General features: G+C 65.3%; 25 protein-coding genes. 15 read left to right on the top strand and 10 right to left on the bottom strand.

Annotation, left to right across the window (positions count from 1 at the left end):
• Window positions 1-93 precede the first annotated feature (93 nt).
• Window positions 94-849, bottom strand: coding sequence for a hypothetical protein (locus C4S73_RS21040; RefSeq protein WP_103874499.1), 756 nt, complete (start codon window positions 847-849; stop codon window positions 94-96).
• Between the two features lie 222 nt (window positions 850-1,071).
• Here C4S73_RS21040 and C4S73_RS21035 point away from each other — a divergent pair, with 222 nt between their 5' ends.
• Window positions 1,072-1,425 carry a VOC family protein gene (locus C4S73_RS21035; protein WP_103874498.1) on the top strand — a complete coding sequence of 118 codons (354 nt, stop codon included), beginning with the start codon at window positions 1,072-1,074 and terminating at the stop codon, window positions 1,423-1,425.
• A gap of 147 nt (window positions 1,426-1,572) precedes the next feature.
• On the opposite strand, the gene C4S73_RS21030 is transcribed toward C4S73_RS21035, so the two are convergent.
• On the bottom strand, window positions 1,573-2,490 hold the full coding sequence (locus C4S73_RS21030) for a dihydrodipicolinate synthase family protein (protein ID WP_103874497.1): 918 nt from the start codon (window positions 2,488-2,490) through the stop codon (window positions 1,573-1,575).
• A 275-nt stretch (window positions 2,491-2,765) separates the two neighbouring features.
• Between C4S73_RS21030 and C4S73_RS21025 the strand changes: the two genes are divergently transcribed.
• The 10 genes from C4S73_RS21025 to C4S73_RS20980 all read left to right on the top strand — a co-directional run bounded on the left by C4S73_RS21025 (window position 2,766) and on the right by C4S73_RS20980 (window position 12,705).
• Window positions 2,766-3,263 carry a DUF4142 domain-containing protein gene (locus C4S73_RS21025; RefSeq protein ID WP_103874496.1) on the top strand — a complete coding sequence of 166 codons (498 nt, stop codon included), beginning with the start codon at window positions 2,766-2,768 and terminating at the stop codon, window positions 3,261-3,263.
• 138 nt (window positions 3,264-3,401) lie between these two features.
• On the top strand, window positions 3,402-4,334 hold the full coding sequence (locus tag C4S73_RS21020) for a LysR family transcriptional regulator (RefSeq protein ID WP_103874495.1): 933 nt from the start codon (window positions 3,402-3,404) through the stop codon (window positions 4,332-4,334).
• Between the two features lie 59 nt (window positions 4,335-4,393).
• Complete coding sequence (locus C4S73_RS21015; protein ID WP_146071456.1) at window positions 4,394-4,771, top strand: Rossmann-fold NAD(P)-binding domain-containing protein; 378 nt, start codon at window positions 4,394-4,396, stop codon at window positions 4,769-4,771.
• A 65-nt stretch (window positions 4,772-4,836) separates the two neighbouring features.
• Window positions 4,837-5,973: an ABC transporter substrate-binding protein gene (locus C4S73_RS21010; RefSeq protein ID WP_103874651.1), complete on the top strand. Its 1,137-nt coding sequence runs from the start codon at window positions 4,837-4,839 to the stop codon at window positions 5,971-5,973.
• Between the two features lie 180 nt (window positions 5,974-6,153).
• On the top strand, window positions 6,154-7,032 hold the full coding sequence (locus tag C4S73_RS21005) for a branched-chain amino acid ABC transporter permease (protein ID WP_103874493.1): 879 nt from the start codon (window positions 6,154-6,156) through the stop codon (window positions 7,030-7,032).
• The gene (locus tag C4S73_RS21000; protein ID WP_103874492.1) at window positions 7,029-8,069 is read left to right on the top strand and encodes a branched-chain amino acid ABC transporter permease; all 1,041 of its coding nucleotides are present in this window, start codon (window positions 7,029-7,031) and stop codon (window positions 8,067-8,069) included. Before C4S73_RS21005 ends, C4S73_RS21000 begins: the two co-directional genes overlap by 4 nt.
• Window positions 8,069-8,815, top strand: coding sequence for an ABC transporter ATP-binding protein (locus C4S73_RS20995; RefSeq protein WP_103874491.1), 747 nt, complete (start codon window positions 8,069-8,071; stop codon window positions 8,813-8,815). The genes C4S73_RS21000 and C4S73_RS20995 overlap by 1 nt, the downstream gene beginning before the upstream one ends.
• Before the next feature lie 11 nt (window positions 8,816-8,826).
• A complete protein-coding gene (locus C4S73_RS20990; protein ID WP_103874490.1) occupies window positions 8,827-9,564 on the top strand; it encodes an ABC transporter ATP-binding protein in 738 nt (245 codons plus the stop codon).
• Window positions 9,565-9,775: 211 nt separating this feature from the next.
• Window positions 9,776-10,837, top strand: a complete 1,062-nt coding sequence (locus C4S73_RS20985) for a Gfo/Idh/MocA family protein (protein WP_103874489.1) — start codon at window positions 9,776-9,778, stop codon at window positions 10,835-10,837.
• Window positions 10,834-12,705 carry a bifunctional sugar phosphate isomerase/epimerase/4-hydroxyphenylpyruvate dioxygenase family protein gene (locus C4S73_RS20980; RefSeq protein ID WP_103874488.1) on the top strand — a complete coding sequence of 624 codons (1,872 nt, stop codon included), beginning with the start codon at window positions 10,834-10,836 and terminating at the stop codon, window positions 12,703-12,705. Before C4S73_RS20985 ends, C4S73_RS20980 begins: the two co-directional genes overlap by 4 nt.
• Window positions 12,706-12,804: 99 nt before the next feature.
• On the opposite strand, the gene C4S73_RS20975 is transcribed toward C4S73_RS20980, so the two are convergent.
• Complete coding sequence (locus C4S73_RS20975) at window positions 12,805-13,800, bottom strand: MBL fold metallo-hydrolase (RefSeq protein ID WP_103874487.1); 996 nt, start codon at window positions 13,798-13,800, stop codon at window positions 12,805-12,807.
• A gap of 255 nt (window positions 13,801-14,055) precedes the next feature.
• Here C4S73_RS20975 and C4S73_RS20970 point away from each other — a divergent pair, with 255 nt between their 5' ends.
• Both C4S73_RS20970 and C4S73_RS20965 read left to right on the top strand, forming a co-directional pair.
• Window positions 14,056-15,018: a LysR family transcriptional regulator gene (locus C4S73_RS20970; RefSeq protein WP_103874486.1), complete on the top strand. Its 963-nt coding sequence runs from the start codon at window positions 14,056-14,058 to the stop codon at window positions 15,016-15,018.
• Window positions 15,019-15,231: 213 nt separating this feature from the next.
• The gene (locus tag C4S73_RS20965; protein WP_200828067.1) at window positions 15,232-16,356 is read left to right on the top strand and encodes a zinc-dependent alcohol dehydrogenase family protein; all 1,125 of its coding nucleotides are present in this window, start codon (window positions 15,232-15,234) and stop codon (window positions 16,354-16,356) included.
• Between the two features lie 160 nt (window positions 16,357-16,516).
• On the opposite strand, the gene C4S73_RS20960 is transcribed toward C4S73_RS20965, so the two are convergent.
• The 7 genes from C4S73_RS20960 to C4S73_RS20930 form a co-directional block, all read right to left on the bottom strand.
• A complete protein-coding gene (locus C4S73_RS20960) occupies window positions 16,517-17,218 on the bottom strand; it encodes a class I SAM-dependent methyltransferase (RefSeq protein WP_103874484.1) in 702 nt (233 codons plus the stop codon).
• Window positions 17,211-18,644 carry an aldehyde dehydrogenase family protein gene (locus C4S73_RS20955; RefSeq protein ID WP_103874483.1) on the bottom strand — a complete coding sequence of 478 codons (1,434 nt, stop codon included), beginning with the start codon at window positions 18,642-18,644 and terminating at the stop codon, window positions 17,211-17,213. Before C4S73_RS20955 ends, C4S73_RS20960 begins: the two co-directional genes overlap by 8 nt.
• Before the next feature lie 15 nt (window positions 18,645-18,659).
• Window positions 18,660-19,361, bottom strand: coding sequence for an ABC transporter ATP-binding protein (locus C4S73_RS20950; protein ID WP_103874482.1), 702 nt, complete (start codon window positions 19,359-19,361; stop codon window positions 18,660-18,662).
• A 2-nt stretch (window positions 19,362-19,363) separates the two neighbouring features.
• A complete protein-coding gene (locus tag C4S73_RS20945; RefSeq protein WP_103874481.1) occupies window positions 19,364-20,113 on the bottom strand; it encodes an ABC transporter ATP-binding protein in 750 nt (249 codons plus the stop codon).
• A complete protein-coding gene (locus C4S73_RS20940; RefSeq protein WP_103874480.1) occupies window positions 20,110-21,081 on the bottom strand; it encodes a branched-chain amino acid ABC transporter permease in 972 nt (323 codons plus the stop codon). The genes C4S73_RS20945 and C4S73_RS20940 overlap by 4 nt, the downstream gene beginning before the upstream one ends.
• Window positions 21,081-21,986 (bottom strand): branched-chain amino acid ABC transporter permease, encoded by a 906-nt coding sequence (locus C4S73_RS20935; protein ID WP_103874479.1) that lies wholly within the window; start codon window positions 21,984-21,986, stop codon window positions 21,081-21,083. Before C4S73_RS20935 ends, C4S73_RS20940 begins: the two co-directional genes overlap by 1 nt.
• Before the next feature lie 201 nt (window positions 21,987-22,187).
• Complete coding sequence (locus C4S73_RS20930; RefSeq protein ID WP_244595707.1) at window positions 22,188-23,603, bottom strand: ABC transporter substrate-binding protein; 1,416 nt, start codon at window positions 23,601-23,603, stop codon at window positions 22,188-22,190.
• Between the two features lie 126 nt (window positions 23,604-23,729).
• On the opposite strand from C4S73_RS20930, the gene C4S73_RS20925 reads away from it, so the two are divergent.
• Window positions 23,730-24,875 (top strand): CaiB/BaiF CoA transferase family protein, encoded by a 1,146-nt coding sequence (locus C4S73_RS20925; protein WP_103874648.1) that lies wholly within the window; start codon window positions 23,730-23,732, stop codon window positions 24,873-24,875.
• A 30-nt stretch (window positions 24,876-24,905) separates the two neighbouring features.
• A partial coding sequence (locus C4S73_RS20920) for an acyl-CoA dehydrogenase family protein (RefSeq protein ID WP_103874478.1) occupies window positions 24,906-25,782 on the top strand: 877 nt, incomplete at its 3' end.

Below are 25,782 nucleotides of genomic sequence, written 5' to 3'. Positions count from 1 at the left end.
GCTTCACTCAACAAATAAGGTCGAACTGTGTTCTGAAGATGATCGCGCCGCGATGATGGACTGATCTCCACTCGCGGCGCAACGCACTATTGGCTAACGAAGCGTCAGCGATACTGTTCCCAGCGGGCTCAGCTTCGTGACGATCTCGCCCTTTCCGGGAGACAACACGCCGCCGCACAGGCTGCCGGTGGTGACGACCTGGCCGGCACGCAGGCCGGTCATGAAATCGGTCTTGCGATTGGCCCAGGCCAGGAACGGCGCCATCGGGTCGCCGTTTCCGTGCACGGCCGGCTTGTCATAGATCGTGACGCCGTTGAGCGAGATGAAGCAGCCCAGCCCGGTGAGGTCGTCGAGCACCTTGATGTCGAGATCGGGGCCGATAAAATATCCGCCATGGCCCAGCGCGTCGGCAAGCCAGAGCGGGAACGCGACCTGCCCGGCCCAGTTGGCGAGGCGACCCTCGACGATCTCGATGCCGAGAAACGCCTTGTCGCAATAGGACAGAAGCTCGGCGCGCGAATAAGGCTGGGCGGGGCGGAAGGGCACATCGCGCGCCAGCCTGAGGCCGAGCTCGATCTCGACGCGCAATTCGGCACCGATCGAGCCCTCATAGACGTCGCCGGGCTGGAGATACGGTCCCGGCATCAACCCCGCGACTGGCGTGCCGTCTTCGGCGATGGCGACCTTCCAGCCCGCTTCGGACAGGCCCAGCCGTCCGGAAATCGCCGCCTGCACCGCGAGCCCCTCGCCCACCGAGGTCGGCACGGGCAGGCTCGCCGTCTCGACAAGCGACCTGTCGCGCCTGGCCGCGATCAGCGCGTCGCGGACGATCTCGTTGGTGGTCGGCATGCGTCTCTTCCCTTATTGGCTGCGTGGTTCGGTCGGTACTGCCCGACCGGCGCCATGGTGCGCAGGAGGCTCGCCACCTGCCAAGCTGCTATATCAGCAGGCAGGAGGCGAACAAGGTGCAGGCCGACTGTGACCTCTGCCGCTCGCTCCTCCTGCCATCAGCCGGCGGCGAGCGGCGCGAGAATGTTGCCCATTCATAGAACCAAGGCCCGGAGCACGACCATGACCGCAACAGAAAACGACCGGCGCATCGACTATATCGAGTTCAACGTCGCCGATCTCGGCCGGGCACGCGCCTTCTACGAACAGGCGTTCGGCTGGACGATGACCGATTACGGGCCCGAATACTGCGCTTTCGCCGATGGCCGGCTGGAGGGCGGCTTCACCACGCAAGGAGCGCCCAATCCGGGCGGGCCGCTGGTCATTCTCTACGCAGACGATCTGGCCGCGATGCAAGGCCGCATCGAGGCCGCCGGCGGCCGCATCGTCAAGCCGGTCTTCGACTTCCCCGGCGGGCGGCGTTTCCATTTCGCCGACCCGGACGGTTACGAGCTCGCGGTGTGGTCGAAGGGCTGAAGAACCATCGGTTCGGCTGGATCAGCGTCTGGCCGCGACCCTACCCACCCCGTCATTGCGAGCGAAGCGAAGCAATCCAGAACGGCAGAGCTCTACGCCCCCTGGATTGCTTCGCTAGCTCGCAATGACGGGAGGTTGTTCAGTGCCTCACTTGCCCCAGCGCAGGGCCAGCGGGTTCAGTTCGCGCGCGAGTTCGATCAGGCCCTTGCGGGTTTCCGGATGCAGCGGCGTCAGCGGATGGCGCACGGCCTCGCTCCTGATGACGCCGCCCTCCCTGAGCACCGCCTTGGCCGAGCGCAAGCCGCATTGGCGGTTCTCGTAATTGATGATCGGCAGCACCTGCGCGTAGATCGCGGCCGCGGTCTTCCGGTCACCAGCCGCATGCGCGGTCAGGATCGGCTTGATCAGGTCGGGGATCATCGCGCTGGTCATCGTGCCGGTCGCGCCGGCATCGAGATCGGCCATCAGCGTGATCGCCTCCTCACCGTCGAAGGGGCCTGCGACGGCGCTTCCGCCGGCCTCGATCAGGGCGCGCAGCTTGTTGGCGGTGCCGGGCACCTCGATCTTGAAATAGCGGACGAGCGGAACGTCCTTCGCCAGCCGGACCATGAAGGGCACTGTCATGGTGACGCCCGACAGCGGTGCGTCCTGCAGGATGACCGGGATGCCGCAGGCCTCCGTGACATGTTTGAAATGCTCGATCATGCCTTGCTCGTCGGCCTTGAGCAGCGCGCCATGATAGGGCGGCATCATCATCAGCATTTTGGCGCCGGCATCGGCCGCGGCCTTGGCGCGCTGGGCGGCGATGCGGGTCGAGAAATGCGAACAGGTCACGATGACGGGCACGCGCCCGGCGACCTGCTCCAGCGAGAGCCGCATGACCTGGTCACGCTCATCATCGGTCAGCAGGAACTGTTCGGAGAAGTTGGCGAGGATGCAGATGCCGTCGACACCCTGGTCGACCATCAGGTCCATCACGCGGCGGTTGCCGTCGAGATCGAGATCGCCGTTCTCGTGGAAGATGGTCGGCGCGATCGGCAGGATGCCCTTGTAAGGTTCAGTCATGGCGTGAGGTTCAGTCATGGCGTGAGGTTCGGTCATGGCGTTTCCCGCAGGCTGGTCTTTGCTCGAACTGGCGGGCGGATCCCTGCCGTCCTCGCCAGGCGTCGTTTCTACATGATCGCTGCATACAGTATACCCACCCTGGTGGTGCAGGTGTTTTTCCGGACTGGCGTGTGGATCCTGCCATAGCAGGAACATCGAGCCGCCTTTTCCGTTTCCTACTCTGGCGTGGCGCGCCGCATCCGAGGCGTCAGAAGACCAGCGGGAAGGGAATCCGGATGAGAATTCTATTGCCGATCGTCATGGCTTTCGCCCTGTCGGCCACCGCCACGACGGCGCAGGAATCGCTGCCGCCGCAGGAGTTCGCAACGCAGGCCGCCCTGTCCAACATGTTCGGCGTGGAGTCAGCGACGCTGGCGCTCCACAAGACGGCATCGCCCGAGATCAAGAGTTTCGCGCACCGGCTCGCCAACGATCACACCACCGCCGGCAGCGGGCTGCGGCAGATCACGGCGCGGCGCTCCGACATCGCCTTGCCGGAACGGCCTGACTCCCGATATCTCGACATGCTGCGCGATCTGTCCGACAGGCAAGGCGAGGATTTTGACAGGGCTTATGTGAAGGCCCAGCGGACCGTTCACGAAGAAGCGGTCGTGCTGGTTTCGCGTTACGCGCAGAATGGTAGCGATGCCGAGCTGAAGGCGTTCGCGGCCAAAAGCCTGCCGACCCTGGAGAGGCTCAACGACAAGGCGAAAGAACTGCGCTCACCGCCTTGAGCAAGAGCGAGAAGGGTTGAACATACTGGTCGTAAGACGTTCGGATTCGCCGCGTCTGCTGGCTTGCATGCGGCTCGCTTGACAGCATGGCCCGCCTCGCCTCCCGTGCCCCGAAACAATCAAGGGGACACGCCGGCCATGCTCACTCTGCGCCAGATCGAGGTGATCCGCGCCATCATGATCACCGGCACGATCAGCGGCGCGGCAAAGCTCCTCAATGTCTCCGCGCCCGGCATCAGCCGCCTGATGAAGCACACCGAACGTTCGCTGAGATTGAAACTGTTCGAGCGGCGGCATGGGCGTTACGTTCCCACGCCCGAGGCCAACGACATCTTCGAGCAGATCAACGGCGTCTACAAGAAGGTCGACGACCTCCACTACACGCTGGCCCGGATCGAGCGCGGCGGCGGCATCGAGTTGCGCCTGGGGTCGGTGCCGAGCATCTGCCACGTCATGGTGCCCCGCGCGATCGAGAAGCTGAAGCGCAAGCATCCGGATCTGCGCCTCGACATCAATATCCTCAAGATCGAGGAGGCGATCGACTACCTCCTGCTCGGCAAGGGCGAGATCGCGGCGATGAGCTACAAGCTCGACCACCCGGGCATCGACTTCGAGCCGCTCGTGATGGGAGAGTTGCTCTGCATCGTGCCTGACGGGCATGAGCTTGCGCAGCTCGAAACGATATCGGCCGCCGAGATCGTGCGCCACAAGCTCATCGGCATCGACCCAAACGACCCCTATGGCCGCGTGATGGCGGAGATATTCAGCCAGCAGGGGCTGGCCTATGACATCGTCATCAAGGCGCGTTTCGGTACCACCGTATGCTCGCTGGTGCGCGCCGGGCTCGGCATCGCCATCATCGACCAGTTCACCGTCGCGCATGGATCGATGCAGGGCATTACGGCGATCCCGATCACCGAGCCGACGCAGTTCCAGACCTATGTCGCGATCAAGAACGATAAAGCGCCCTCCCTCTATGCCGAGACCTTCGTCAAACTACTGCGCGAAGAGATGCAGGCGGTGGTGACGCCGCGCGTCGCGACGACGACAGTGCCCGAACGAAAAAGATAACATCAGGTTAGGTAATCCAGACGGATTGGTTATCGCGTTATCATCGCGGATTGGCTTATGTGACGTTCGGCAACGCCCGCCTCGATGATGGGCGAGCCGAATTGGGGACGGATATGCCGGCTTTTCCTGTAGCCAACGCGACGGACCATGTGCGGGCCTCTAGCGGCGTGCTGCCGAACCGCGATACGCCCGTGCCCGCCGGTCTTATCCGAAAGTCTCAAGCGGTGGCGGACGCGGCCTGTCATCGGCTCTGGACACCGCTGCTCAAAGCCGCGCAAGAAGCAGGCGCGACGGTGACGGCCGGGCGCGAGCTCGCCATCCATCAGGCGCTCGACGCGTTCCGCCTCTTCACCGGCATCGACGCGTCCGAAACCGCGATGGCGCAAGCCTTCGACCAGCTCATGGCGGCAGGGGAGCCTGCGAACCGCGCCGCCTGAACGACGACCCGGGCAAACCGGGCGCGACAAGAAACGAAACGATTGAATTGGAGGAGACGAAGAACATGAAATCGCATTGGATCATGGCAGCGGCGCTCAGCGCCGGCCTTGGCAGCCCCGCCCTGTCGCAGGACAAGGTCAAACTCGTCGACGTGATCGAGCTTTCGGGCGCGGGCGCCACTGCCGGCACCAATTTCAAGAACGGCGTCGATCTCGCCGTCGCCGACATCAACGCCAAGGGCGGCATTCTCGGCAAGCAGATCGAAATCGTGCATTACGACACGCAGACGAACCCCGGCAATACGCGCGCCGCGGTGCAGCGAGCCATCGACGAAGGCGCCTATGCGGTGTTGGGCCCGGTGTTCTCCGGACCGATCTCGGCCTCGATGCAGATCTCGCAGCGCGCCGAGATCGCCCAGATCGTCGCCGGCGAGGCGGCCGGCTTCACCAAGCAGGGCAACCCCTACATCTTCCGCACCTCGCTCAGCCAGACGGCGGCGATGCCCAAGATCGCGAAATACCTGAAGGAGACGGTCAAAGCCGGTTCGATCGCCGTGGTCTGGGTCAATAACGACTTCGGCAAGGGCGGGCGCGACGCGATCCTGCCCGAACTCGAAAAAGCAGGCATCAAGGTCGCCGTCGACCTCGCGACCGAGCAGGGCCAGGCCGATTTCGCCGCCGATGCGATCAAGGTCAAGAATGCGAATGTCGATGCTGTCTTCGTCTATCTCAACGAGGAAGAGAGCGCCCGCTTCCTGCGCGCAGCCAAGCAGCAGGGCATCACCAAGCCGATGATCGGCGAGACGACCCTCCTCGGCGCCAAGGTGATCGAACTTGCCGGCGACGCAGCCAACGGCGTCAAGGGCCATGTCGGCCTGTCGATCGATGCGCCGATCCCGGCCTTCCAGGACTTCGGCAAGAAGTACCAGACCAAGTACGGCTTCAACTCGGACCATAACGGGCTGAAGGGCTACATGGCCGTCCATATGGTGAAATGGGCGACCGAGAAGCAGAAGAAATTCGACAAGAAGGGCCTTGCCGACACGCTGCGCGGCGCGACGATCAAGCCCTCCGACGAGCCGGGAATCCTGATGGAGACCACGATCGAACAGAACGGCGATCTCGACCGCGAGAGCTTCCTGGCGGAGGTGATCGACGGCAAGCAGGTGATCACGGCGACGCTGCCGAAGATCAAGCCGTAAGGACCGGAACGAGCTCCCGTCATTGCGAGCGTAGCGAAGCAATCCAGGGCCAGTTGCTCCACGTCCACTGGATTGCTTCCTCGCTTCGCTCCTCGCAATGACGGAGGGCGCGCTTCGCCCCTTACCGAGAGATGGTCGGGCCAAGCCCGACCATGACGCCCCATCGCGAGGCACAAAGCCATGGCCGAATTCACCGCCTATCTCATCGCCGGCATCGCCACGGGCGCGATCTACGCGCTCGCGGCCATCGGCTTCACGCTGGTCTGGCAGACCTCGCAGACGATCAACTTCGCCCAGGGCGAGTTCGTCATGCTGCCCGCCGTGCTCGTCCTGCTTGCGATCAAGCTGCTGGGTGCGCCGATCTGGCTGGGGGCGCTCGTCGGCATCGCAGCCTTCATCCTGATCTTCGGCGTCGGCTTCAAGCTCACGGTCGTCGATCCGATGATCAAGCATGGCGTGCTGCCGCTGGCGATCGCCACCATGGCGCTGTCCATCATCATGAAGGAAGGCGCCAAGGACGGCTTCTCGGCCGAAGCCCAGAATTTCCCGTCCTTCGTGCCGACGCAGACGATCTCGGTCTTCGGCGCCTCGATCTCGCTGCAGCATCTGGCGATCATCGCCTGCGCCTTCGCGGTGATCGGGCTGCTGCAATGGTTCGTGGGCGGCACAAAGCTCGGCCGGCAGATGCAGGCAACCGCTCAGAACCCGACAGTCGCGCGGATTCTCGGCATTCCCGTCGAGCGCATGGTGCTGCTGACCTTCGTCATCAACGCGGCGCTCGCCGTCGTCGCCTCGGTGCTGATTTCGCCGATCTATCTGGCGAAATTTTCCAATGGCGAGGTCATCGGCCTGTTCGCCTTCATCGCGGCGATCGTCGGCGGCTTCAACCAGGTGCGCGGGGCGCTCGTCGGCGGGCTGATCGTCGGCATCGTCGACAGCATGGCCGCCGCCTACATCTCGACGCAATATCGGCTGGCCGTGCCGCTGATCCTGCTCGTCGTCATCATCCTGCTCAAGCCCGAGGGCTTGATGGGCCGCAAAGAGGAGCGCCGCGTATGACCGCGCCCGCAAGCCAGGAAAGCCTGCCGCAGCGCAGCCGCCTCGCCCTCCCCGCTTCCATCGACGGCATCCTGCTCACGCTGGTGGCGGGCGCCGCGATCCTCTGGTTCGCACCCGTCGGCATGGGCCGCTACGGCACCTATGTCCTCTCGCTCTGGCTCGTCATGAGCATCGCCGTGATGGGACTTAACCTGACGCTTGGCTATGCCGGGCTGAAATCGCTGGCGCAGGCCGCCTTCATGGGGCTGGGCGCCTATACGACCGCGATCCTGACGGCGAAATTCGGCGTGAGCTGGTATGCGGCCTTCGCGCTGTCGGGTGTCCTGACCTTCGCGGTCGGCATCGTGCTCGGCTTCCCGGCGCTGCGCGTCAAGGCGCACTACCTAGCCTTCGTGACGCTCGCCTTTTCGACGCTGATCTGGCTGGTCCTGCGCAACGAGCAATGGCTGACCGGTGGCGTCTTCGGCATCTCGAACATCAACCGGCCCGAGTTCTTCGGGATCAAGCTGTTCGGCGCACTCGAATTCCACCGTTTCGTGGTCGTGATCACCTTCATTCTGGCGGTCGCGCTGTGGTGGATGATCCGCAGCCCCTGGGGGCGCGCCTTCATGGCGTTGCGCGAGAACCCGATCCGGGCCGCGAGCCTGGGTGTCGATACGCGCACCTACACGCTGCTCGCCTTCGCCATCGGCTCGGCCTATGCGGGTTTCGCCGGCGCGCTCTACGCTCCGCTAGTGGAGTTCATTGACCCCTCGCCCTTCTCGCTGTCGCAGAGCTTCTTCCTGCTGCTGATGGTGGTGGCGGGCGGCTCGGGCTATCTGCTCGGCCCCTTCATCGGCGCGCTGCTCGGTGTCGTGCTGCCGGAATGGCTGCGTTTTGCCGGCTCGCTCTACCTGATCATCTTCGCCTCGATCGTCATGCTGCTGTTGATCGCCTGTCCGCAAGGTGTGAGCGGGCTGTTCGAGCGCGGCTGGGCCAGGCTGACCGGCAAGAACTCCGGCGGCAAGAACTCTGGCGGCAGGAAAGGGACGTTCTGATGGGTAACAACGTCCTGGAAGTCACCAACCTCCACAAGGCCTTCGGCGGCATCAAGGCGGTGAACGGTGTCTCCTTCTCGGTGAAAGAGGGCGAGATACTCGGCATCATCGGCCCCAATGGCTGCGGCAAGTCGACCCTGTTCAACTGCATCCTCGGCCAATTGGAGCCGACCGAGGGTTCGGTCAGGCTCGACGGGAAAGACGTCACCAACAAGCGCCCCTCCGACCTCAACCGGCTCGGCGTCAGCCGCACTTTCCAGCTACTGCAGGTGTTTCCGGAGCTCTCGGTCCGGGAGAACCTGATCCTGGCCGGCCAGGAGCATGAGGGCTCGATGCTGTCGAGGCTTTTCGGGGCTCGCGATGCGGGCCTGTCGGAAAAGGCCGACAGGATGATCGGCTTCTTCAAGCTCGGCCATCTAATCGACGCCAAGGCGGGCGGGTTGTCCTATGGCCAGCAGAAGCTGCTCGACGCCGCCATGGCCTTCATGGCCGGCCCGCGCCTCGTGCTGCTCGACGAGCCGGCCGGCGGCGTCAACCTGACCATGCTCGGCGATCTGAAGGAGCGGCTTCGCGCGATCAACGCCGAGCAGGGCGCGACCTTCGTTGTGATCGAGCACAACATGGATTTCGTGATGTCGCTGTGCTCGCGCGTGATCGTGCTGGCCGAGGGCAAGGTGCTGGCGGAGGGCACGCCGGCGCAGGTCCGGGCCAATCCCGCCGTCATCGAAGCCTATCTGGGGCATTGAGGAGCGACGCCATGAGCACCCCCATCCTCGAACTCGACGGCGTGGTCGGCGGCTACGGCGCCATGACCATCCTGAACGGCACGACGTTCAAGGTGCGGCGCGCCGCCATCACCACCGTGATCGGACCCAACGGCGCGGGAAAATCGACTGTTTTCAAGGCGATATTCGGCCTTCTGAAAGTGCGCGAGGGCCATATCCGCCTCAACGGCACCGACATCACCAACTGGACCCAGCGCAAGCTGCTGGAGGCCGGCATCTGCTATGTGCCGCAGGGGCGCAACATCTTTCCGGAGCTCTCGGTGCGCCACAATATCGAGCTGGGCGCCGTCGCTGCCGGCTCCGAGATCACCGACATGCCCAAGCGCCTGGAAGCGGCGCTAGACCGCTTTCCGGCGCTGCGCCGCAAGGCCGACCAGCAGGCTTCGACCCTGTCCGGCGGTGAACAGAAGCAGCTCGAGATCGTGCGCGGGCTGCTGCTCGACCCCAAGCTCGTCCTGATCGACGAGCCCTCGATCGGGCTTTCGCCGATGATGGTGCAGGAGACCTTCGGCATTCTGATGGACCTGCGCTCGCGCGGCGTCACCATCCTGATGGTCGAGCAGAATGCGCGCTCGGCGCTGGAAATCTCGGATGAAGGCCTCGTGCTCGAACTCGGCCAGACCCGCATGCAGGGCCCGGCCGCCGAAATCCTGGCCGACCCGCGCGTCGGCCAGCTTTTCCTCGGTGGCGCGATGACGGAGGCGGCGTGATGGTCGGGGGTCTGGCGCGACGACCGGGCCTTCCTTCTCCCCTCGCGGGAGAAGGTGGATCGGCGAAGCCGAGACGGATGAGGGGGCGCTCGACGTTTCCGTTTAGCGCGATTTCGAATGCCTCCCCGTCAATGTCGCGCGCCCCCTCACCCCAACCCTCTCCCGCGAGGGGAGAGGGGGCCGGTCGCGGCTTCAACCGGAGTTCTGGACTGTGACTGCTCCCCTCAAAATAGCACTCGTCGGCGCCGGCCTCATCGGACGCGCCCATCTGGAGCGCCTCATCGCTTCGTCGGAATGCGATTGCGCTGCGATCTGCGACCCGACCGACGCCGCCAAGGCGCTTGCGGCCGAACGCGACCTGCCCTGGTTTCCGTCGCAGCGCGAAATGCTTGAAGCGATGAAGCCCGACGGCGCGATCATCGCCACGCCCAATGCACTGCATGTGCCAGGCTCGATCGACTGTCTCGAAGCCGGCGTGCCGGTTCTGGTCGAGAAGCCGCTGGCCGAGACTGTCGCCGCCGCGCAGCGTCTGGTCGAGGCGCAGGCGCGCACCGGCGTTGCCGTGCTCGCCGGCCATCACCGCCGCCACAACCCGATCGTCAAGGCGGCGCGCCGGATCGTGCGGGAGGGCGGCATCGGGCGGCTCGTCGCCGTCAACTCGCTCTTCCTGATCCGCAAGCCGGACGATTATTTCGATGTCGCCTGGCGGCGCGAGGCTGGCGGCGGCCCCGTGCTGATCAACCTGATCCACGACATCGACAATCTCAGATTCATCTGCGGCGAGATCGACGCCGTGCAGGCCATGACCTCGAACGCGACGCGCGGCTTCTCGGTCGAGGATACGGCCGCCCTGACCTTCCGCTTCGCCAATGGCGCTCTGGGCACAGCGACCGTCTCGGATGTGACGCCCGCGCCCTGGAGCTGGGAACTCAGCTCCGGCGAGAACAAAGCCTATCCGCAGCGCGATGGTCATTGCTACCTGATCGCCGGCAGCGAGGGCTCGCTATCCCTGCCGAAGCTCGATCTCTGGCGCTATGAGGGCCGGCAGGGCTGGTGGGAGCCGCTGCTGCAGGAGAGCCTTGCGGTTGCGCCTGTCGAGCCGCTGGCGGAGCAACTGCGCCATTTCTGCGCTGTCATTCGCGGGCAGGAGCAGCCGATCACCGACGCAGCCGATGCCGCCCGCACGCTTGCGGTGGTCGAGGCTGTCGGCGAGGCTGCGCGGCATGGCGGGTTGGCGACCGTGAAACATCAGGCAAAGGCTCAGGCGGCATGAACGCGACCTCGATTGCAACCGTCTCCCTCAGCGGCGATCTGGCCGAAAAGCTGCAGGCGATCGCAGCCGCCGGCTACGACGCCGTCGAGGTTTTCGAGAACGATTTCCTGACCTTCGACGGCAGCCCGCGCGATGTCGGCAAGATGATCACCGATCTCGGGTTGACGATCTGCGCCTTCCAGCCCTTCCGCGATTTCGAGGGCATGCCGGAGCCGCTGCGCGCGCGCACCTTCGCGCGGGCCGAGCGCAAATTCGCGATCATGAACGAACTCGGCGCCGAGCTGATGCTGATCTGCTCGAACGTTTCGCCGCAATCGCTGGGTGGTATCGACCGGGCTGCCGCGGACTTCCGGGAACTGGGCGCGCTCGCCGCCAAATACGATGTGCGTGTCGGTTTCGAGGCGCTGGCCTGGGGCCGGCATGTCAACGATTATCGCGACGCCTGGGAGATCGTACGGCGGGCGGGGCATGAGCGCATCGGCCTGATCCTCGACTCCTTCCATACGCTGGCGCGTCACTCGCCGCTGGAGCCGATCGCCTCGATTCCCGGCGACCGGATCTTTCTGGTCCAGCTCGCGGATGCGCCGAAACTCGATATGGATGTGCTGAGCTGGAGCCGGCATTTCCGCTGTTTCCCGGGCCAGGGCGACCTTGCCGTCGCCGATTTCGTCAAGGCCGTGGAGCAGACAGGCTATTCCGGGCCGCTGTCGCATGAGATCTTCAACGACCAGTTCCGGGCAGGCTCCGCGCGCCGGCTGGCGACCGACGGCATGCGCTCGCTGATTCAGCTCGCAGACCAGACGAAGCCGCATCTGCCGCCGCGTGCCGATATCCTCGGGGTCGAATTCATCGAATTCGCACTGGACGAGGATACCGCCCACGATCTCGCCACCCTGTTCTCGGCGCTGGGCTTCCGTCGGACGGGAACGCATCGCAGCAAATCAGTGACGCGCTGGTCGCAGGGCGGCATCAATCTCGTGCTCAACACCGAGAAGGACGGCTTTGCCCAATCGCATGCGATCATGCACGGCCCCGGCGTCTGCGCGATCACGCTGCGGGTCGCCGACGTCGCGCAGACGATGGCGCGGGCACGGGCGCTGAAGATCGCGCCGTTCGAGCAGCCGGTTGGCCCTGGTGAAATGGAAATCCCCGCCATTCGTGGCGTCGGCGGCTCGCTGATCTACTTCACGGAACCCAAAGGCAGTCTCGCCCATATCTGGGAGGCCGATTTCAACCCGGAAGCACCCACCTCCTCCGCGCCTGCCCTGCTCGACAGCGTCGACCATATCTCGCAGTCGATGGACTATGAGGAGATGCTGTCCTGGCTGCTGTTCTATACCTCCCTGTTCGCGCTCGAGCGCGTGCCGCAGCTTGCCATCGCCGACCCGGCCGGACTTGTCGAGAGCCGTCCGATCGTCAGTCCCGACGGCGCGCTACGCTTCGTGCTGAACGGCTCGCAGGCGACGCGCACGTTGTCCTCGCGCTTCGTGTCAGAGCATTTCGGCTCGGGCGTGCAGCATATCGCCTTCGCCGCGCCCGACATCTTCGCCGCGGTCAAGGCCATGCGTGCGGCCGGGCTCTCCTTCCTCGACATTCCCGAGAACTATTACGAGGATCTGGAAGCGCGGCACGGGCTGGACCCGGACTATATCGACGCGCTGCGCGAGCATCACATCCTCTATGACCGCGACGGCGATGCCGAATTCCTGCAGGTCTACACCCACGTTTTCGCCCAGCGCTTCTTCTTCGAGATCGTCGAGCGGCGCGGTGGCTATGTCGGCTTTGGAGCGGTGAACGCCTCCGTCCGTCTGGCGGCGCAGGCGCGCGAGGCGCGGCCGGTGACGATGCCGCGCCCGCTCAGGGACTGACCCACACGCGTCATTCTCGGGCGAAGCGAAGCGTCGACCCGAGAAACTCCTTTGTGGAGATGCTCGGGTCGAGCCCGAGCTGACGGCCCGATTCCGTCCCTATCCCCGCAGCATCTGCATCGGCGCCGGATAGTATCGGAACCCGTCGCCGGCCTTGGCCAGGTTGCCGAAGCCCGGCCAGGCGAAATGATAGGACATCACTGGCGTCTTGCTCTCCGAGAGCATGCCGAGCAGCTTGAGCCGCGATTGCACGGCCTGCTTGGGATCGCTGTCATAAGCGAATTCCAGGCGCGGATTTTCCGTCAACAGGATGGCGTGGTGGGTAAGGTCGCCGAGGAAAGCGAAGGATTTTCCAGCCGAAGCGACCTGGAAGATGTGATGGCCGGCGGTGTGGCCGGGCGCCGCCAGCGCCTGCACACCCGGCAGGAACTCCTGCTGATCCTTGAAGAAGACGATGCGCTCCCGCACCGGCAGCAGATTGGCGCGAGCGTGTTCGACGAAGGCCTTTAGCGGTGAGTTCAACTTGCTTTCGTCGGTCCAGAAATCGAAGTCGATCTGGCTGATATAGATCTGCGCATTGGGAAATAGCGGCTTGCCCTCGGCCGTGCAGATGCCGCCGATATGGTCGATATGGGCGTGGCTGCAGACGATGGCGTCGACATCGCCAGGCTTGATGCCGGCCTCCTCGAGGCTCTTCTGCAGGCGGCCCGTGGTCGGCCCGAACGCTTTCGAAAAACCCATGCCGGTGTCGAACATCACCAACCGGTCGCCGAAATTCACGACGGGTATGTTCTGTTCGAGGACGACATTGTCCTTGGGCAGGAAATTTGTCTCCAGCATGCCGTAGACCGTCTCCTTGGGCACGCCGACGAAGTTCGTGCCGGGGTCGCCAAGCGGCAACGGGCCATCCGAGACGACCGTGACCTCGGCCGTCCCCAGGGCGAAACGGTAGAAATAGGGCGACTGCGTGTTTGTGAGCGGAGCCTTCGCAAGGGCATGGCCGCCCAGGGGCAGAGCGCTTCCTGCGGCGAGCGCGGCCGCGCCGCCCAGAAAACCACGACGACTTGTATTCGGCAGAATCAGATCATTGGACATGGCGTTCCTCCTGATTGAATCCATCCGGCCGTTTCGCCGGTTTCCTGTGGTTGGGCGCAGTGAGCGATGCTCGCCTGACGATGCACCAGCCTCCCGCCTCGCGGAGGAGGATGCACCGGCCTTCAGGGGAACGGCCAATAACGCTTCGCTCTAAGGCGCATAAGCGAAAGCTGGCGGCGCATACTGGCTATGGCGCGCACAGGACGCTACCAACAGCCAATGGACTTCGGCAGCTGATCAGAGACACAAACAACGATGGATCTGCGTCAGCTTCGCTATTTCACGGCCATTGTCGAACAGGGCTCATTCTCGAAGGCCGCCACCAAGCTGCGCGTCGCGCAGCCGGCGCTGAGCCAGCACCTGCGCCATATGGAGGATGAGCTCGGCGTCGCTCTCCTGCATCGCGGCACACGCGGCGTGCTGCCGACAGAAGCCGGCGAGCGGTTGCTGGAACGTGCACGCGCCATCCTCGCCGACTTTGCCGAGCTGCGCGACAGCGTGCGCGGGGCGAGCGCTGCGCCCGGCGGGGAGGTCCGCATCGGCCTGCCGGGAACCGTGAGCGAGCAGTTCAGCGTGCCGCTGATCGAGGCGGCCCGCGAGCGCTACCCGGCCGTGCGCATCCGCATCGCCGAGGCGATGAGCGGCTTCGTGCTCGACTGGCTGCGGCGCGGCGAGGTCGATCTCGCGGTGATCTATTCCAGCGCCGACCCCAAAGGGCTCGGCGTCCATCACATCCTGACCGAGGAACTCTGCCTGTTCGGACCACCGTCCCTGAGCGCGATCAAGACTCCCCCGGGCAGCGCCGTAACATTGGCGGAAGCCGCCGCCGTCGAGCTGATCCTGCCCGGCATCGGGCACGGCCTGCGCGACCAGATCGACGCCGCGGCCGCGAGCGTGCGGGCCACGATCCAGCCGGCAATCGAGATCGAATCCTACACCCAGATCAAGCGCCTTGCGGAGCGCGGGCTGGGCTATGGCATCCTGCCGCGCATGGCGGTGCGGGCCCAGGAGAAGGCCGGCGTGTTCCGGACATGGCCGATCGAGAAGCCGACGCTCTACCGCAAGGTCTATCTGGCCTACTCGACCGAGCGCCCGATGCCCGCCGCCGTGCGCGCGATCGGCCAGCTCTCCTGGGACATCCTTCGCGGTCTCGTCGCCGACGAGACCTGGACCGCGACGCTGGGTGAAGATGGCGATCACCCGGCTTTATACGGCTGATCGCGTTTTCGTCTTTGACAGGATCAACTCCGCGACTGAACCTCCGACATTCATCCTCAGCCCTCATCCTGAGGAGCAAGCCGTAGGCCTTGCGTCTCGAAGGAGGTTCCAGCGCGCTTTGGAACCTCCTTCGAGACGCCGCGACCGCGGCTCCTCAGGATGAGGGCTGAGGGTGGACAGACAAGAAGACGTCCGCCCCCCGAGGAAACGCCCGTGAAAATCCGCGCCGCCGTCCTGAATGCCAGCCCCGTCTCCGCGCCCTATGCCAAGAGCCGGCCGCTCTCGATCGAGGAGGTCGACCTCGCACCGCCCGGTCCCGGCGAGGTGCTGGTCAAGGTGCGCGCTGCGGGCTTGTGCCATTCGGACCTGTCGGTGATCGACGGCAACCGGCCCCGGCCCGTGCCGATGGTGCTGGGACATGAGGCAGCCGGCGAGGTCGTGGAAGCCGGCCCCGGCGTGCACGACCTCAGGGAGGGCGACCGGGTCATCATGGTCTTCGTGCCGTCCTGCGGCCATTGTTCGCCCTGCAGCGAGGGACGGCCGGCGCTGTGCGAGCCCGGCAATGCCGCCAATGGCGTCGGCGAACTCATCGGCGGCGGGCGCAGGCTCTCTGCCCATGGCAAGCCGGTGCATCACCATGTCGGCGTCTCCGCCTTTGCCGAATATGCGGTGATCTCGCGGCACTCGCTGGTGAAGATCGAAGCCGATCTGCCCCATGAGATCGCGGCGCTGTTCGGCTGCGCGGTGCTGACCGGCGTCGGAGCCGCGGTGAATACGGCCAAGGTCCGCGCCGGTGAGACCGTGGCTGTCGTAGGCCTGGGCGGCGTCGGCCTGAGCGCGCTGATGGGCGCGGCCGCCTGTGGCGCCTCGCGCGTCATCGCCGTTGATCTCTCGGAGGAGAAACTCGCGATCGCGCGTGATCTCGGCGCGACCGACACCTTCAATGCTGGCGATCCCGGCGTCGTCGAAGCGATCCGTGCCGCAACCAAGGGCGGCGTCGACCACGGGCTGGAGATGGCGGGCTCGGTCAAGGCGCTCGACCTCGCCTATCAGATCACGCGGCGTGGCGGCACGACGACGACCGCCGGGCTCGCCAACCCGACCCACACGCTGGCGCTTTCACCCGTGCGGCTCGTCGGCGAGGAACGGACGCTGAAGGGCTCCTATGTCGGCTCCTGTATCCCGATGCGCGACATTCCCCGCTTCATCGACCTCTATCAGCGCGGCAAGCTCCCGGTCGACAAGCTCCTGACCAGCACGAGCGACCTCGACGGCATCAATGAGGGCTTCGATGCCTTGAACGAGGGGCGGACGATCCGGCATGTGATCGTGATGTGAAAGCTTCGTTCTGAGAGGCGCGACGCAAGCCGGGAAACACACGTCATCCCGGACGCAGCGAAGCGGAGATCCGGGATCCATCGTCGGGCTCCGGTGCCTTTCGATGGATCCCGGGTCAAGCCCGGGACGACCCAGTGTTTCCGAACGCAATCAGCATGCTTTACCCCGGCGCCTTCATGTGGTGGAGCCGGAGCGGCTGACGCAGCAGAAAGCCCTGCGCCGTGTGCTCGGCGAGGGCATTCAGGCGCCGCTCCACCTCCGGGCGAGCCTGCGCCAGGCGCGGACGCCGCTCCGGATCGGCCGCAACGATGCGGGCGAGGAAAGCCTCCAGATCGGGATAGGTCTCGGCGCGATCGTACTCGACCTCGCGCACGAGCAGGAGCGCTCCAGCCGCCAGTGCCTGGCCGATCGCGGCCTGGGCGGCATGGCGGATCTCGGTCTCGTCCTCGACGGGCACGAGCGCGGCGAAGAAATTGCCCTCGGCCAGCGGCTCGACCACGATGACCGTTCCGCCTGGACCTACGACGCGGACGGCCTCCGCCAAAGCCGCCGTCATGCTCGCCACCGGCACGTGATGCAGGCTGTTCAGGAAGATGGCCGCCTCGAATGCGCCATCCCCGAAAGGCAGCGCCTCGGCCGGTCCCAAACGGATGTCGGCGGAGGGCGAAGCGAGGCGCGCCTTGGCCAGCGCCGCCTCGTCGGGATCGATGCCGGCGGCCACGGCGCCACGCGCCGCCAGCGCCTTCACGAGATAACCGGGGCCGCAGCCGATATCGAGAATGCGGCGACCCTGAAGTGGAGACAGGATCGCCTCGATCTCGCCCAGCGTGTCGCCGGTCGGCCGGGCCACGGCGTCAGCCATGCTTGTGCACGATGGTCTTGGTGACCGCGAACTCCTCAAGCGCGGCGAAACCCTTCTCGCGACCATGGCCGCTCTTGCCGGTGCCCCCAAAAGGCAGCTCGATGCCACCGCCCGCGCCATAGCCGTTGATGAAGACCTGGCCGGCGCGGACCTTCTTGGCGACGCGCTGCTGGCGCCCGCCATTGCCGGTCCAGACCGCCGCGACCAGCCCGTAATCCGTGGAGTTGGCGAGCTTGATCGCGTCGGCCTCATCCTCGAAGGGGAAGGCTGCGAGCACTGGCCCGAAGACCTCTTCCTGCTCCAGCCGGTTGCCGCGCGGCACGGAGCCGAACAGTGTCGGCGTGACGTAGAAGCCGCCATTGGGCACGCCCTGCGCGATCTCGCCCTCGGCGAGCACGGGAATGCCGGCCTCGCGCGCCTGGTCGATGAAGCTCTGCACGCGGCCGCGCTGCTTGGCGTTGATCACCGGGCCGCAATCGAGATCCATCTCCGGCGTGCCGGCCCGCAGCTTGACGAACTCCTTGGCGACGGCGCCGATGAACTCGTCGTAGACATTCTTCTGCACGAGCACGCGGCTGCCGGCCGAGCAGGTCTGCCCGGTATTCTGGACGATGGCCTTGCAGACGATCGGCACGGCGGCGTCGAAATCGGCGTCGTCGAAGACGATCTGGGGCGACTTGCCACCGAGTTCGAGCGTGCAGGGGATCAGATGCTCGGCGCAGGCGTGCTGTACCATCTTGCCGACCTCCGGCGAGCCGGTGAAGGACATGAAGTCGATGCCGGTATGGGCGGAGAGCGCAGCCCCTGCCTCATGCCCGCGCCCGGTGACGATGTTGATGGCGCCATCGGGGAAGCCGACCTCGGAGGCCAGGACCGCGAGCCGCAGCGCCGTCTGGCAGGCTTCCTCAGCGGGCTTCAGGACCACCGCATTGCCCATCGCGAGCGCGGCCGTGAGCGAGCGGCCAAACATCTGCGCCGGATAGTTCCAGGGCAGGATATGCCCGGTGACGCCATGGGGCTCGTGGATGACATTGACACTGTAACCGTTCAGGAACGGGATGATGTGGCCGTGCACCTTGTCGGCCGCGCCGCCATAGAACTCGAAATAGCGGGCGGTCGCCTCGATATCGGCGCGGGCCTGCGCCATCGGCTTGCCGGTGTCCTGCGCTTCCGTGCGCGCCAGCTCGTCGAAATTGTCGAGGACCTTGAGGCCGAGTTTCGCGATCAGCCGCCCGCGCTCGGCAGCCGTGAGCTTGCCCCAGGCGCCCTCATAGGCGGCGCGGGCCGCCTTCACCGCATCGTGGATATCCTCGGCTGTGCCGCAGGCGATGCGGGTGAATTCCTCGCCCGTCGCCGGCGCGAGCACGGCCATGGTTTCGCCTGTCCGGCCAGCGACATGGCGGCCGTTGATGAAGTGTTGAGTCATGGCTTTCTCCAGATGTCAGTGCCGATCGGCCGCTGCGAGCGAGGTCGCCGCGAGTCCACCCGATATTTCGGTGACCTCGCCCCGCTCGATTGCATAGCTGCGCTCGGCAAAATTCCTCAGCAGGCTGGGGTTGGATTCGGTGATAAGCAAGGCGATGTCGGGATGACTGTCCCGCAAAGCGCGCAGGGCAGCGGCGTAGCGATTGGCCAGCACCGGCGCAAGACCCTGGAACGGCTCGTCGAGCAGGATGATGCGCGTGCCGACCATCAGCGCTCGCGCCAGCGCCGCCATCTTGCCCTGCCCACCCGACAGGCCGGCGGCGGCGCGATGGCGCAGATCGGCGAGTTCCGGCAGCACCTGGTAGATATCCGCCAGCCGCCGCGCGATTTCAGGGCCGGGCACCTTCATCACCTCGGCGGGCAGGCGGATGTTCTCCTCGATGGTGAAGGACGAGAACAGACGGCGGTCCTCCGGCGCGTAGCCGATGCCCAGTCGCGGGCGCTCATGCGGCTTCACGTCGAGGATGGGCCTGCCGTCGAAACCGATGGTCCCACCGGTCACCTTCATGAAGCCCATGATCGCGCGCAACAGGCTCGTCTTCCCTGCCCCATTGCGCCCGATCAGCGCGACCGTCGCGCCTTCGCCGAGCGACATATCGACCTTGCGCAGCACCTGCACGCCTTCGATCTCCGCGGATAATCCCTTGATCTCCAGCATGATCAGACCCCCGCCCCGATCACGGTCTCGCGGACTTCCGGATGGTTCAGGATCTCGTCGGGCGAACCTTCCAATGCGATCCTGCCGCCCGACCAGACGGCGACGCGGCTGGCGTAGCGGGCGACCACATCCATGTCGTGCTCGACGAAGATCGCGGTGGTGGCGCGCGCGTCGAGCGCGCGGGTCAGCGTATCCATGACCTGGAACTTCTCATGGCTGGAGACGCCGCTGGTCGGCTCGTCCATGAAGATCAGCCTGGGTTCGAGCGCGAGTGCGACGGCGATATCGATCAGCTTGCGCATGCCCTCCGGCAATTCCCGGACGATGCGATGGCCGGTGTCCTTCAGCCCGACAATTTCGAGCAGCACCCACATCTCGTCGACCTTGGGATGTTTCGTCAGCTTCAGGAAGGGCGACCAAGTGCCTTCGCGGGCGCTCAGCGCCAGCAGCAGGTTCTCGATCACCGTGTTCTCGATGAAGAGCTGTGGGATCTGGAAGGACCGGCCGATGCCGAGCCGCGTGATCGCGCGCGGGCTGAGCGCCGTGACGTCCTGGCCTGCAAAGATCACCCGGCCCGATTGCGGCTTGATGTAGCCGGTGCAGAGATTGATGAAGGTGGTCTTGCCGGCGCCGTTGGGCCCGATGATGGCGATGCGCTCGTTCGCCCGGACCTGAAGGCTCGCGCCATTGGCGGCCTGCACGCCGCCGAAGCGCAGTTCGAGCTCCCGGGCTTCCAGGATGAGGTCGGTCATTGGCCCGCCCCCGCGCGCTCGACTGCGGCCGGCGGCTTAGCTGCCCGCTTTTTGCCGGCGATCAACCCGTAAAGCCCGGTCGGCGCGAAGAAGATGATGATCAGCAGCATGACGCCAAGCACCGCATGCCAGGTCTCGGGCGCGTAGACCGCTGCATAGCCCCGGATGATCTGGAACATCAGCGCGCCCAGGAAGGGGCCGGCGACGCCCCCCGCCCCGCCCAGGATGGCGATGAAGACGAATTCGCCCGAGCGCACCCAATAGGCCAACTCCGGCGTGACATGGCCCGAGACCAGCGCGATGATCGCGCCGCCAAGTCCCGCGAGCAGGCCCGACAGCAGATAGGCGCCGAACAGGACCTTGCGGCTGGAGACGCCGAGATATTCCAGCCTCGTCTCGTTCGACTTGATGGCTTCGAGAGCCTTGCCGCCGGGCGAGAGCAGGTAGCGCGCCACGAAGAGCGCCGCGACGACGCAGAGCGCCAGCGTGATGTAGAACATCCAGAACTCGAAGCTTTCGCGTTCCAGCGTCATGCCGGCGAGCGTCGGGCGCGGCACGCGCTTGCCGTCGGCGCCGCCGGTGATCGAGAACAGCTTCTCCAGCAGCGAGAAGAACACCATCGAGATGGCGAGGTTCAGCATGCCGAAGAAGATCGCCCGGTAGCGCACGATGAACAGGCCGATCAGCGCCGCAAGCAGCCCCGAGGCGGCGGTGGCGATGGGCACCAGCAGCAGCACCTCATGGCCGAAGCGCGCGGTTGCCATGAAGGCCACGACGTAAGCCGAGAAGGCGAAGTAGAGCCCATGGCCGAAGGAGACCTGCCCTGCCCTGAGCAGGACGAGGATGCCGAGCGCCGCCAGCCCCTCGCAAAGTGCGACGGTGAGGATGACGGTCGACCAGGGCGACAGCAGCGGGAAGACGACGAGCGCGATGAGCAGCCCCGCGCCGATGACAATCTGGCGCGACATCAGACCTTCCTCGTCTGCAGCGTGGTGAAGAGGCCCTCGGGCTTGATCAGCAGCACCACGACCATGATGAGATAGGGGATCAGCACATCGAACTCCGGCGCGAAATAGACGGCTGCCGAGCGGCCCAGCCCGATCATCAGGGCCGCAACCGCCGCGCCCTCGATGCGCCCGAGGCCTGCGGTCGCCGCGACGGCGAAAGAGAGCACGATCATCCCTGAACCGATGCCGGGCGTCAGCGATGTCGTTGAAGAGGAGAGCGCGCCACCGAGCGCGGCGAGGCTCGCGCCGATGATGAAGGTGATGAGGTAGACGCGCGTCGCGTCGATGCCCATCGCCATCGCGGCCTCGCGATCCTGCGTCACCGCGACGATGGCACGTCCGAAGCTGGTGCGGCGCAGGAAGGTCCGCAGGCCGACGAGCACAGCGAGAGCCACCAGCGGGATCAGGACGAGCTGGTAGTTCGTATAGAAGATGCCGAAGACCTCGATCGTGCCGAGCCAGTTCATCGGCGCATTGGCGAAAAGCGGCTGCGTGCCGAAAATCACCTTCTGCGCATCCTCCAGGATCATGAAGACCGCGAAGGTCACGAGGAGCTGCAGCACCTCCTCCTTGCGATAGACCCGCCGCAGCAGCAGCGCCTCCACCGTTCCCCCGACGACGACGCCAACGAGAATCGCCGAGATCAGGAACAGGGGGAAGGCGAGCCAGGTCGGCAGGCCCATCCCCGCCGCAGCCAGCACGGCACTGGCCGCGACATAGGCGCCAATCGCATAGAACGAGCCATGGGCGATGTTGAGCACGCCGAGGACGCCGAAGATCAGCGACAGCCCGACCGCGACCAGGAAGATCAGCGAGCCGTAGGCGAGGCCGTCGAGCGCGGCGAGAAGGATCATTTCAGGAGGCATTGCGGGGTCGTTTCGTTTTGCCGTTTCAGCCTCTCGACGTCATCCCGGACGCAGCGAAGCGGAGATCCGGGATCCATCGAAGGCAGCGTCATGGTCGGGCTTGCCCCGACCATCTCGGGAACCAGCAAGCTGGTCATGAGATTCTCGGGTCAAGCCCGAGAATGACGCCTTACGATGGCCCTTCGGCCGACGCGGGTTTGGTCACTTCGTGTAGTCGAAGGTCTCGATCGACTTGTCGCTGCCGAGTTCGGGCTTCACCTTGGCGAACCAGTCGAGCGACTTCTCGCCGAGCGGCGTCGTCACCAGCTTGCCGGGATAGAGCGCCATCTTGTCGTAGACCGCGAAGGGATATTCGGGAACGCGCTTGGTCGTGCCCAGCATCTGGTCTTCCAGCCCCTGATGGTCGGAGCGGATCGTGATGGTGCCGGTCAGCGACTTGAATTCGAGCCCCTCGAAAGCAGCGATGACCTGCTCCTTGCTCGGCCATTTGCCGCCAGCCGCGGCGCCGGCCTTCTCATAGGCCTTTACCAGCCCGGTCACGGCCTGATTCATGTGGAAGGTCGGATAGATCGGATAGACGCCGGTCTTGGCCTTGTAGGCTTTCACGAAGGCCTGCATTTCGGCCGAGTTCTTGTATTTCGGGTGCAGGAAATAGTGGTCGCCGCGCGAGCCGACGATGACGCCCTCCGGCAGAACCGCGCCGAGACGTTCCAACGAGCTTTCCGCCAAAGGCAGCACGAAGGTCGACTGCTTCAGCAGGCCGCGCGCCGCCGCCTGCTGGACGAAGGTGTCGAGATCGCCGCCCCATGAGGTCGAGATCACGACGTCGGGGCGCAGCGCCGAAAGCCGGGTGATCTCGGTCGAGAAATCAGGCGCTCCGAATTTCGGGAACAGCTCCGCGACGATCTTGACGTCGGGCTTCAGCGCCTTGAGGCCGGCAGACAGCAAGGCCCAGGATTCACGGCCCCAGGCATAGTCCTGGTTGACCACCGCGACCGTCTTGAAGTCCGGCTTGACCTTCATGAGGTAGAGCAGCGTCGCCATCATCTCCGAACCGGCATGGCCGCCGGTACGCACCGAGTATTTCCACTTGCCCTCCTCGAAGATGGTCTGCGTGCCGCAATCCCACATCACATTGACGACCTTGAGGTCCTCGGCGACGGGGGCCAGCGCGTTGCAGGAACCAGACGAGATCGCGCCCAGCATGACCTGGGCGCCCTGATCCTGCACGACGCGGCGGTATTCCGAGATCAGCTGGTTCGTGCCTGCGCCCTCATCGACATAAACCGGCTTCACCGGCACGCCGAGAATGCCGCCCTTGGCGTTGATCTCGTCGAAGAACAGGTCGGCCGCGTTTTTGCCGGGCACGCCGAAGACGGAGGCCGGCCCCGACAGGAAGGTCGCGACGCCGACCACCAGCTCCTTCGGCTTCTCCTGCGCGCCCGCTGGCAGCGCCAGCAAGGTGCCTGCCGCGAAGGCTGCGGCGGCAATCTTCATCCTGACCATGATGCTCTCCCTGAAATCCTCGTGGAGCACGCTCTTGGCGGCGCGCTGCCTGGGCAGAAGGGGTGCATGGGCGTTGAAGGGCCACAAGTAGGATAAAACGATGAACGCCATAGCGATAATCTATAGAGCCCGGCGCCAGCGCGGTTTTGGCTATGGAGCCCATCGCAAAACATTATTTGACTTGAACCGCTCAAACGTTCGCTTTCGGCGCTCTGGGAACAATGACTCGGCGCAATGATGGCGGACGCTCTCGAAGGCATAGTGGTGGTTGCACTGGAACAGGCCGTCGCCGTTCCGATCGCGACCTGTCGGCTCGCCGATGCCGGTGCGCGCGTCATCAAGCTCGAGCGGGCGGAAGGCGATTTCTCGCGGGGCTATGACGATTATGCCAATGGCCTGTCCTCCTATTTCGTCTGGATCAACCGCGGCAAGGAATCCTGCCGGGTCGATCTGAAGCAGCCGGGCGACCTCGCCATGGTCGAGGCGATGCTCGGCCAGGCCGATATCTTCATCCAGAACCTCGCGCCCGGCGCGACCGGCCGCCTCGGCATCGGCAGTGCCGACCTGCGCAAGCGCCATCCGAGACTGATCACCTGTGACGTCTCCGGCTATGCGCCGGGCACGCCGCACTACACCCGCAAGGCCTATGACCTGCTGGTGCAGGCGGAAGCCGGGTTGTCGTCGATCACCGGCAATGAAAGCTCGGGCCCGACGCGGATCGGCGTGTCGATCGCCGATATCTCGACCGGCCAGGCGGCCTATGCGGCGATCCTCGAGGCGCTGCTGCGGCGCGCCCGCACCGGCGAGGGCTCGCATATCGCGCTCTCGCTCTTCGACACCATCGCGGAACTGATGAACGTGCCCTATTTGACGCGGCGCTATGGCGGCATCGAACCGCCCCGGCTCGGCCTCGCCCACCCTTCGATTGCCCCCTACGGCGTCTTCCAGCTTGCTGACGGCAATGTCCTGCTCGCCGTTCAGAGCGAGCGCGAATGGCAGATCCTGGCGCGCGACGTCCTCTCAAGCGAGGCACTCGCCAATGCTCCCCGCTTTGCCACCAATGTGCTGCGCGTCCGGGATCGCAAGGCCCTGGACGAAGCGATCCAGGCCATCCTGATCTCGCGCAGCTTCACCCATTTGACATCCGCGCTGGACAAGGCCGCCATCGCCTATGGCGCCGTCTCCAGCGTCGGCGACCTGATCAGTCACCCGGCCGCAACCACTCTCCCGGTCGAAACGCCGGCCGGCACAATCGAGGTCCTGGCGCCACCTGCCATCGTCGACGGCAAGCGCGCCACGATGCGCCGCGTGCCGGGGCTGGGCGAGCATGAGGCGGCGCTGCGTGCCGAATTCGCGCCCTTGGCAGCCACACGCTCGGCCTGAATATCCAGAGGTCAGCAGAAGACGAGCACGATGCAGGACAACGACCACGCCGACATCCGCGACGCCGTCGCCAGGCTCTGCGCCGGCTTTCCGGGCGAATACTGGCGCAGGCTCGACCGCGAGATGGCTTACCCGAGCGCGTTCGTCGATGCTCTCACGCAAAGCGGCTTTCTCTCGGCGCTGATCCCGGAGGAGTATGGCGGGGCCGGCCTGCCGCTATCGGCTGCGAGCGTGATCATGGAGGAAATCCAGCGCCAGGGCTGCAATGGTGCGGCCTGCCATGCCCAGATGTACATCATGGGCACGCTGCTGCGGCATGGCTCGGCCGAGCAGAAGCAGGCCTATCTGCCCAAGATCGCTTCGGGCGAGTTGCGGCTGCAGGCCTTCGGCGTCACCGAGCCGACGAGCGGGACCGACACGACAAGCCTGCGCACGACCGCCCGGCGCGAGGGCGATCATTACATCGTCAACGGCCAGAAGATCTGGACCAGCCGGGCGGCGCAGTCCGACCTGATGCTGCTGCTGGCCCGCACCACGCCGCGCGAGGAGGTCGCCAAGCGCACGGAGGGGCTGTCGGTCTTCATCCTCGACATGCGCGAGGCCCTGAAAGCCGGCCTGACGATCCGGCCGATCCGCACGATGATGAACCACGCCACCACCGAGGTGTTCTTCGACAATGTCCGCGTACCCGCCGCCAATCTCGTCGGCGAGGAGGGCAAGGGCTTTCGCTACATCCTCTCGGGCATGAATGCCGAGCGCATCCTGATCGCGTCGGAATGCGTGGGCGATGCCAAATGGTTCGTCGAGAAGGCCTCGGCCTATGCCAGGGAACGCCAGGTCTTCGGCCGGCCGATCGGCCAGAACCAGGGCATCCAGTTCCCGATCGCCAGGGCCTACGCCAATATGC

It is taken from the genome of Allobosea lathyri (genome assembly GCF_900108245.1).
In the GTDB taxonomy this organism is placed as follows: Bacteria; Pseudomonadota; Alphaproteobacteria; order Rhizobiales; family Beijerinckiaceae; genus Allobosea; species Allobosea lathyri.
This window is presented reverse-complemented; position numbering and strand designations above follow the sequence as displayed.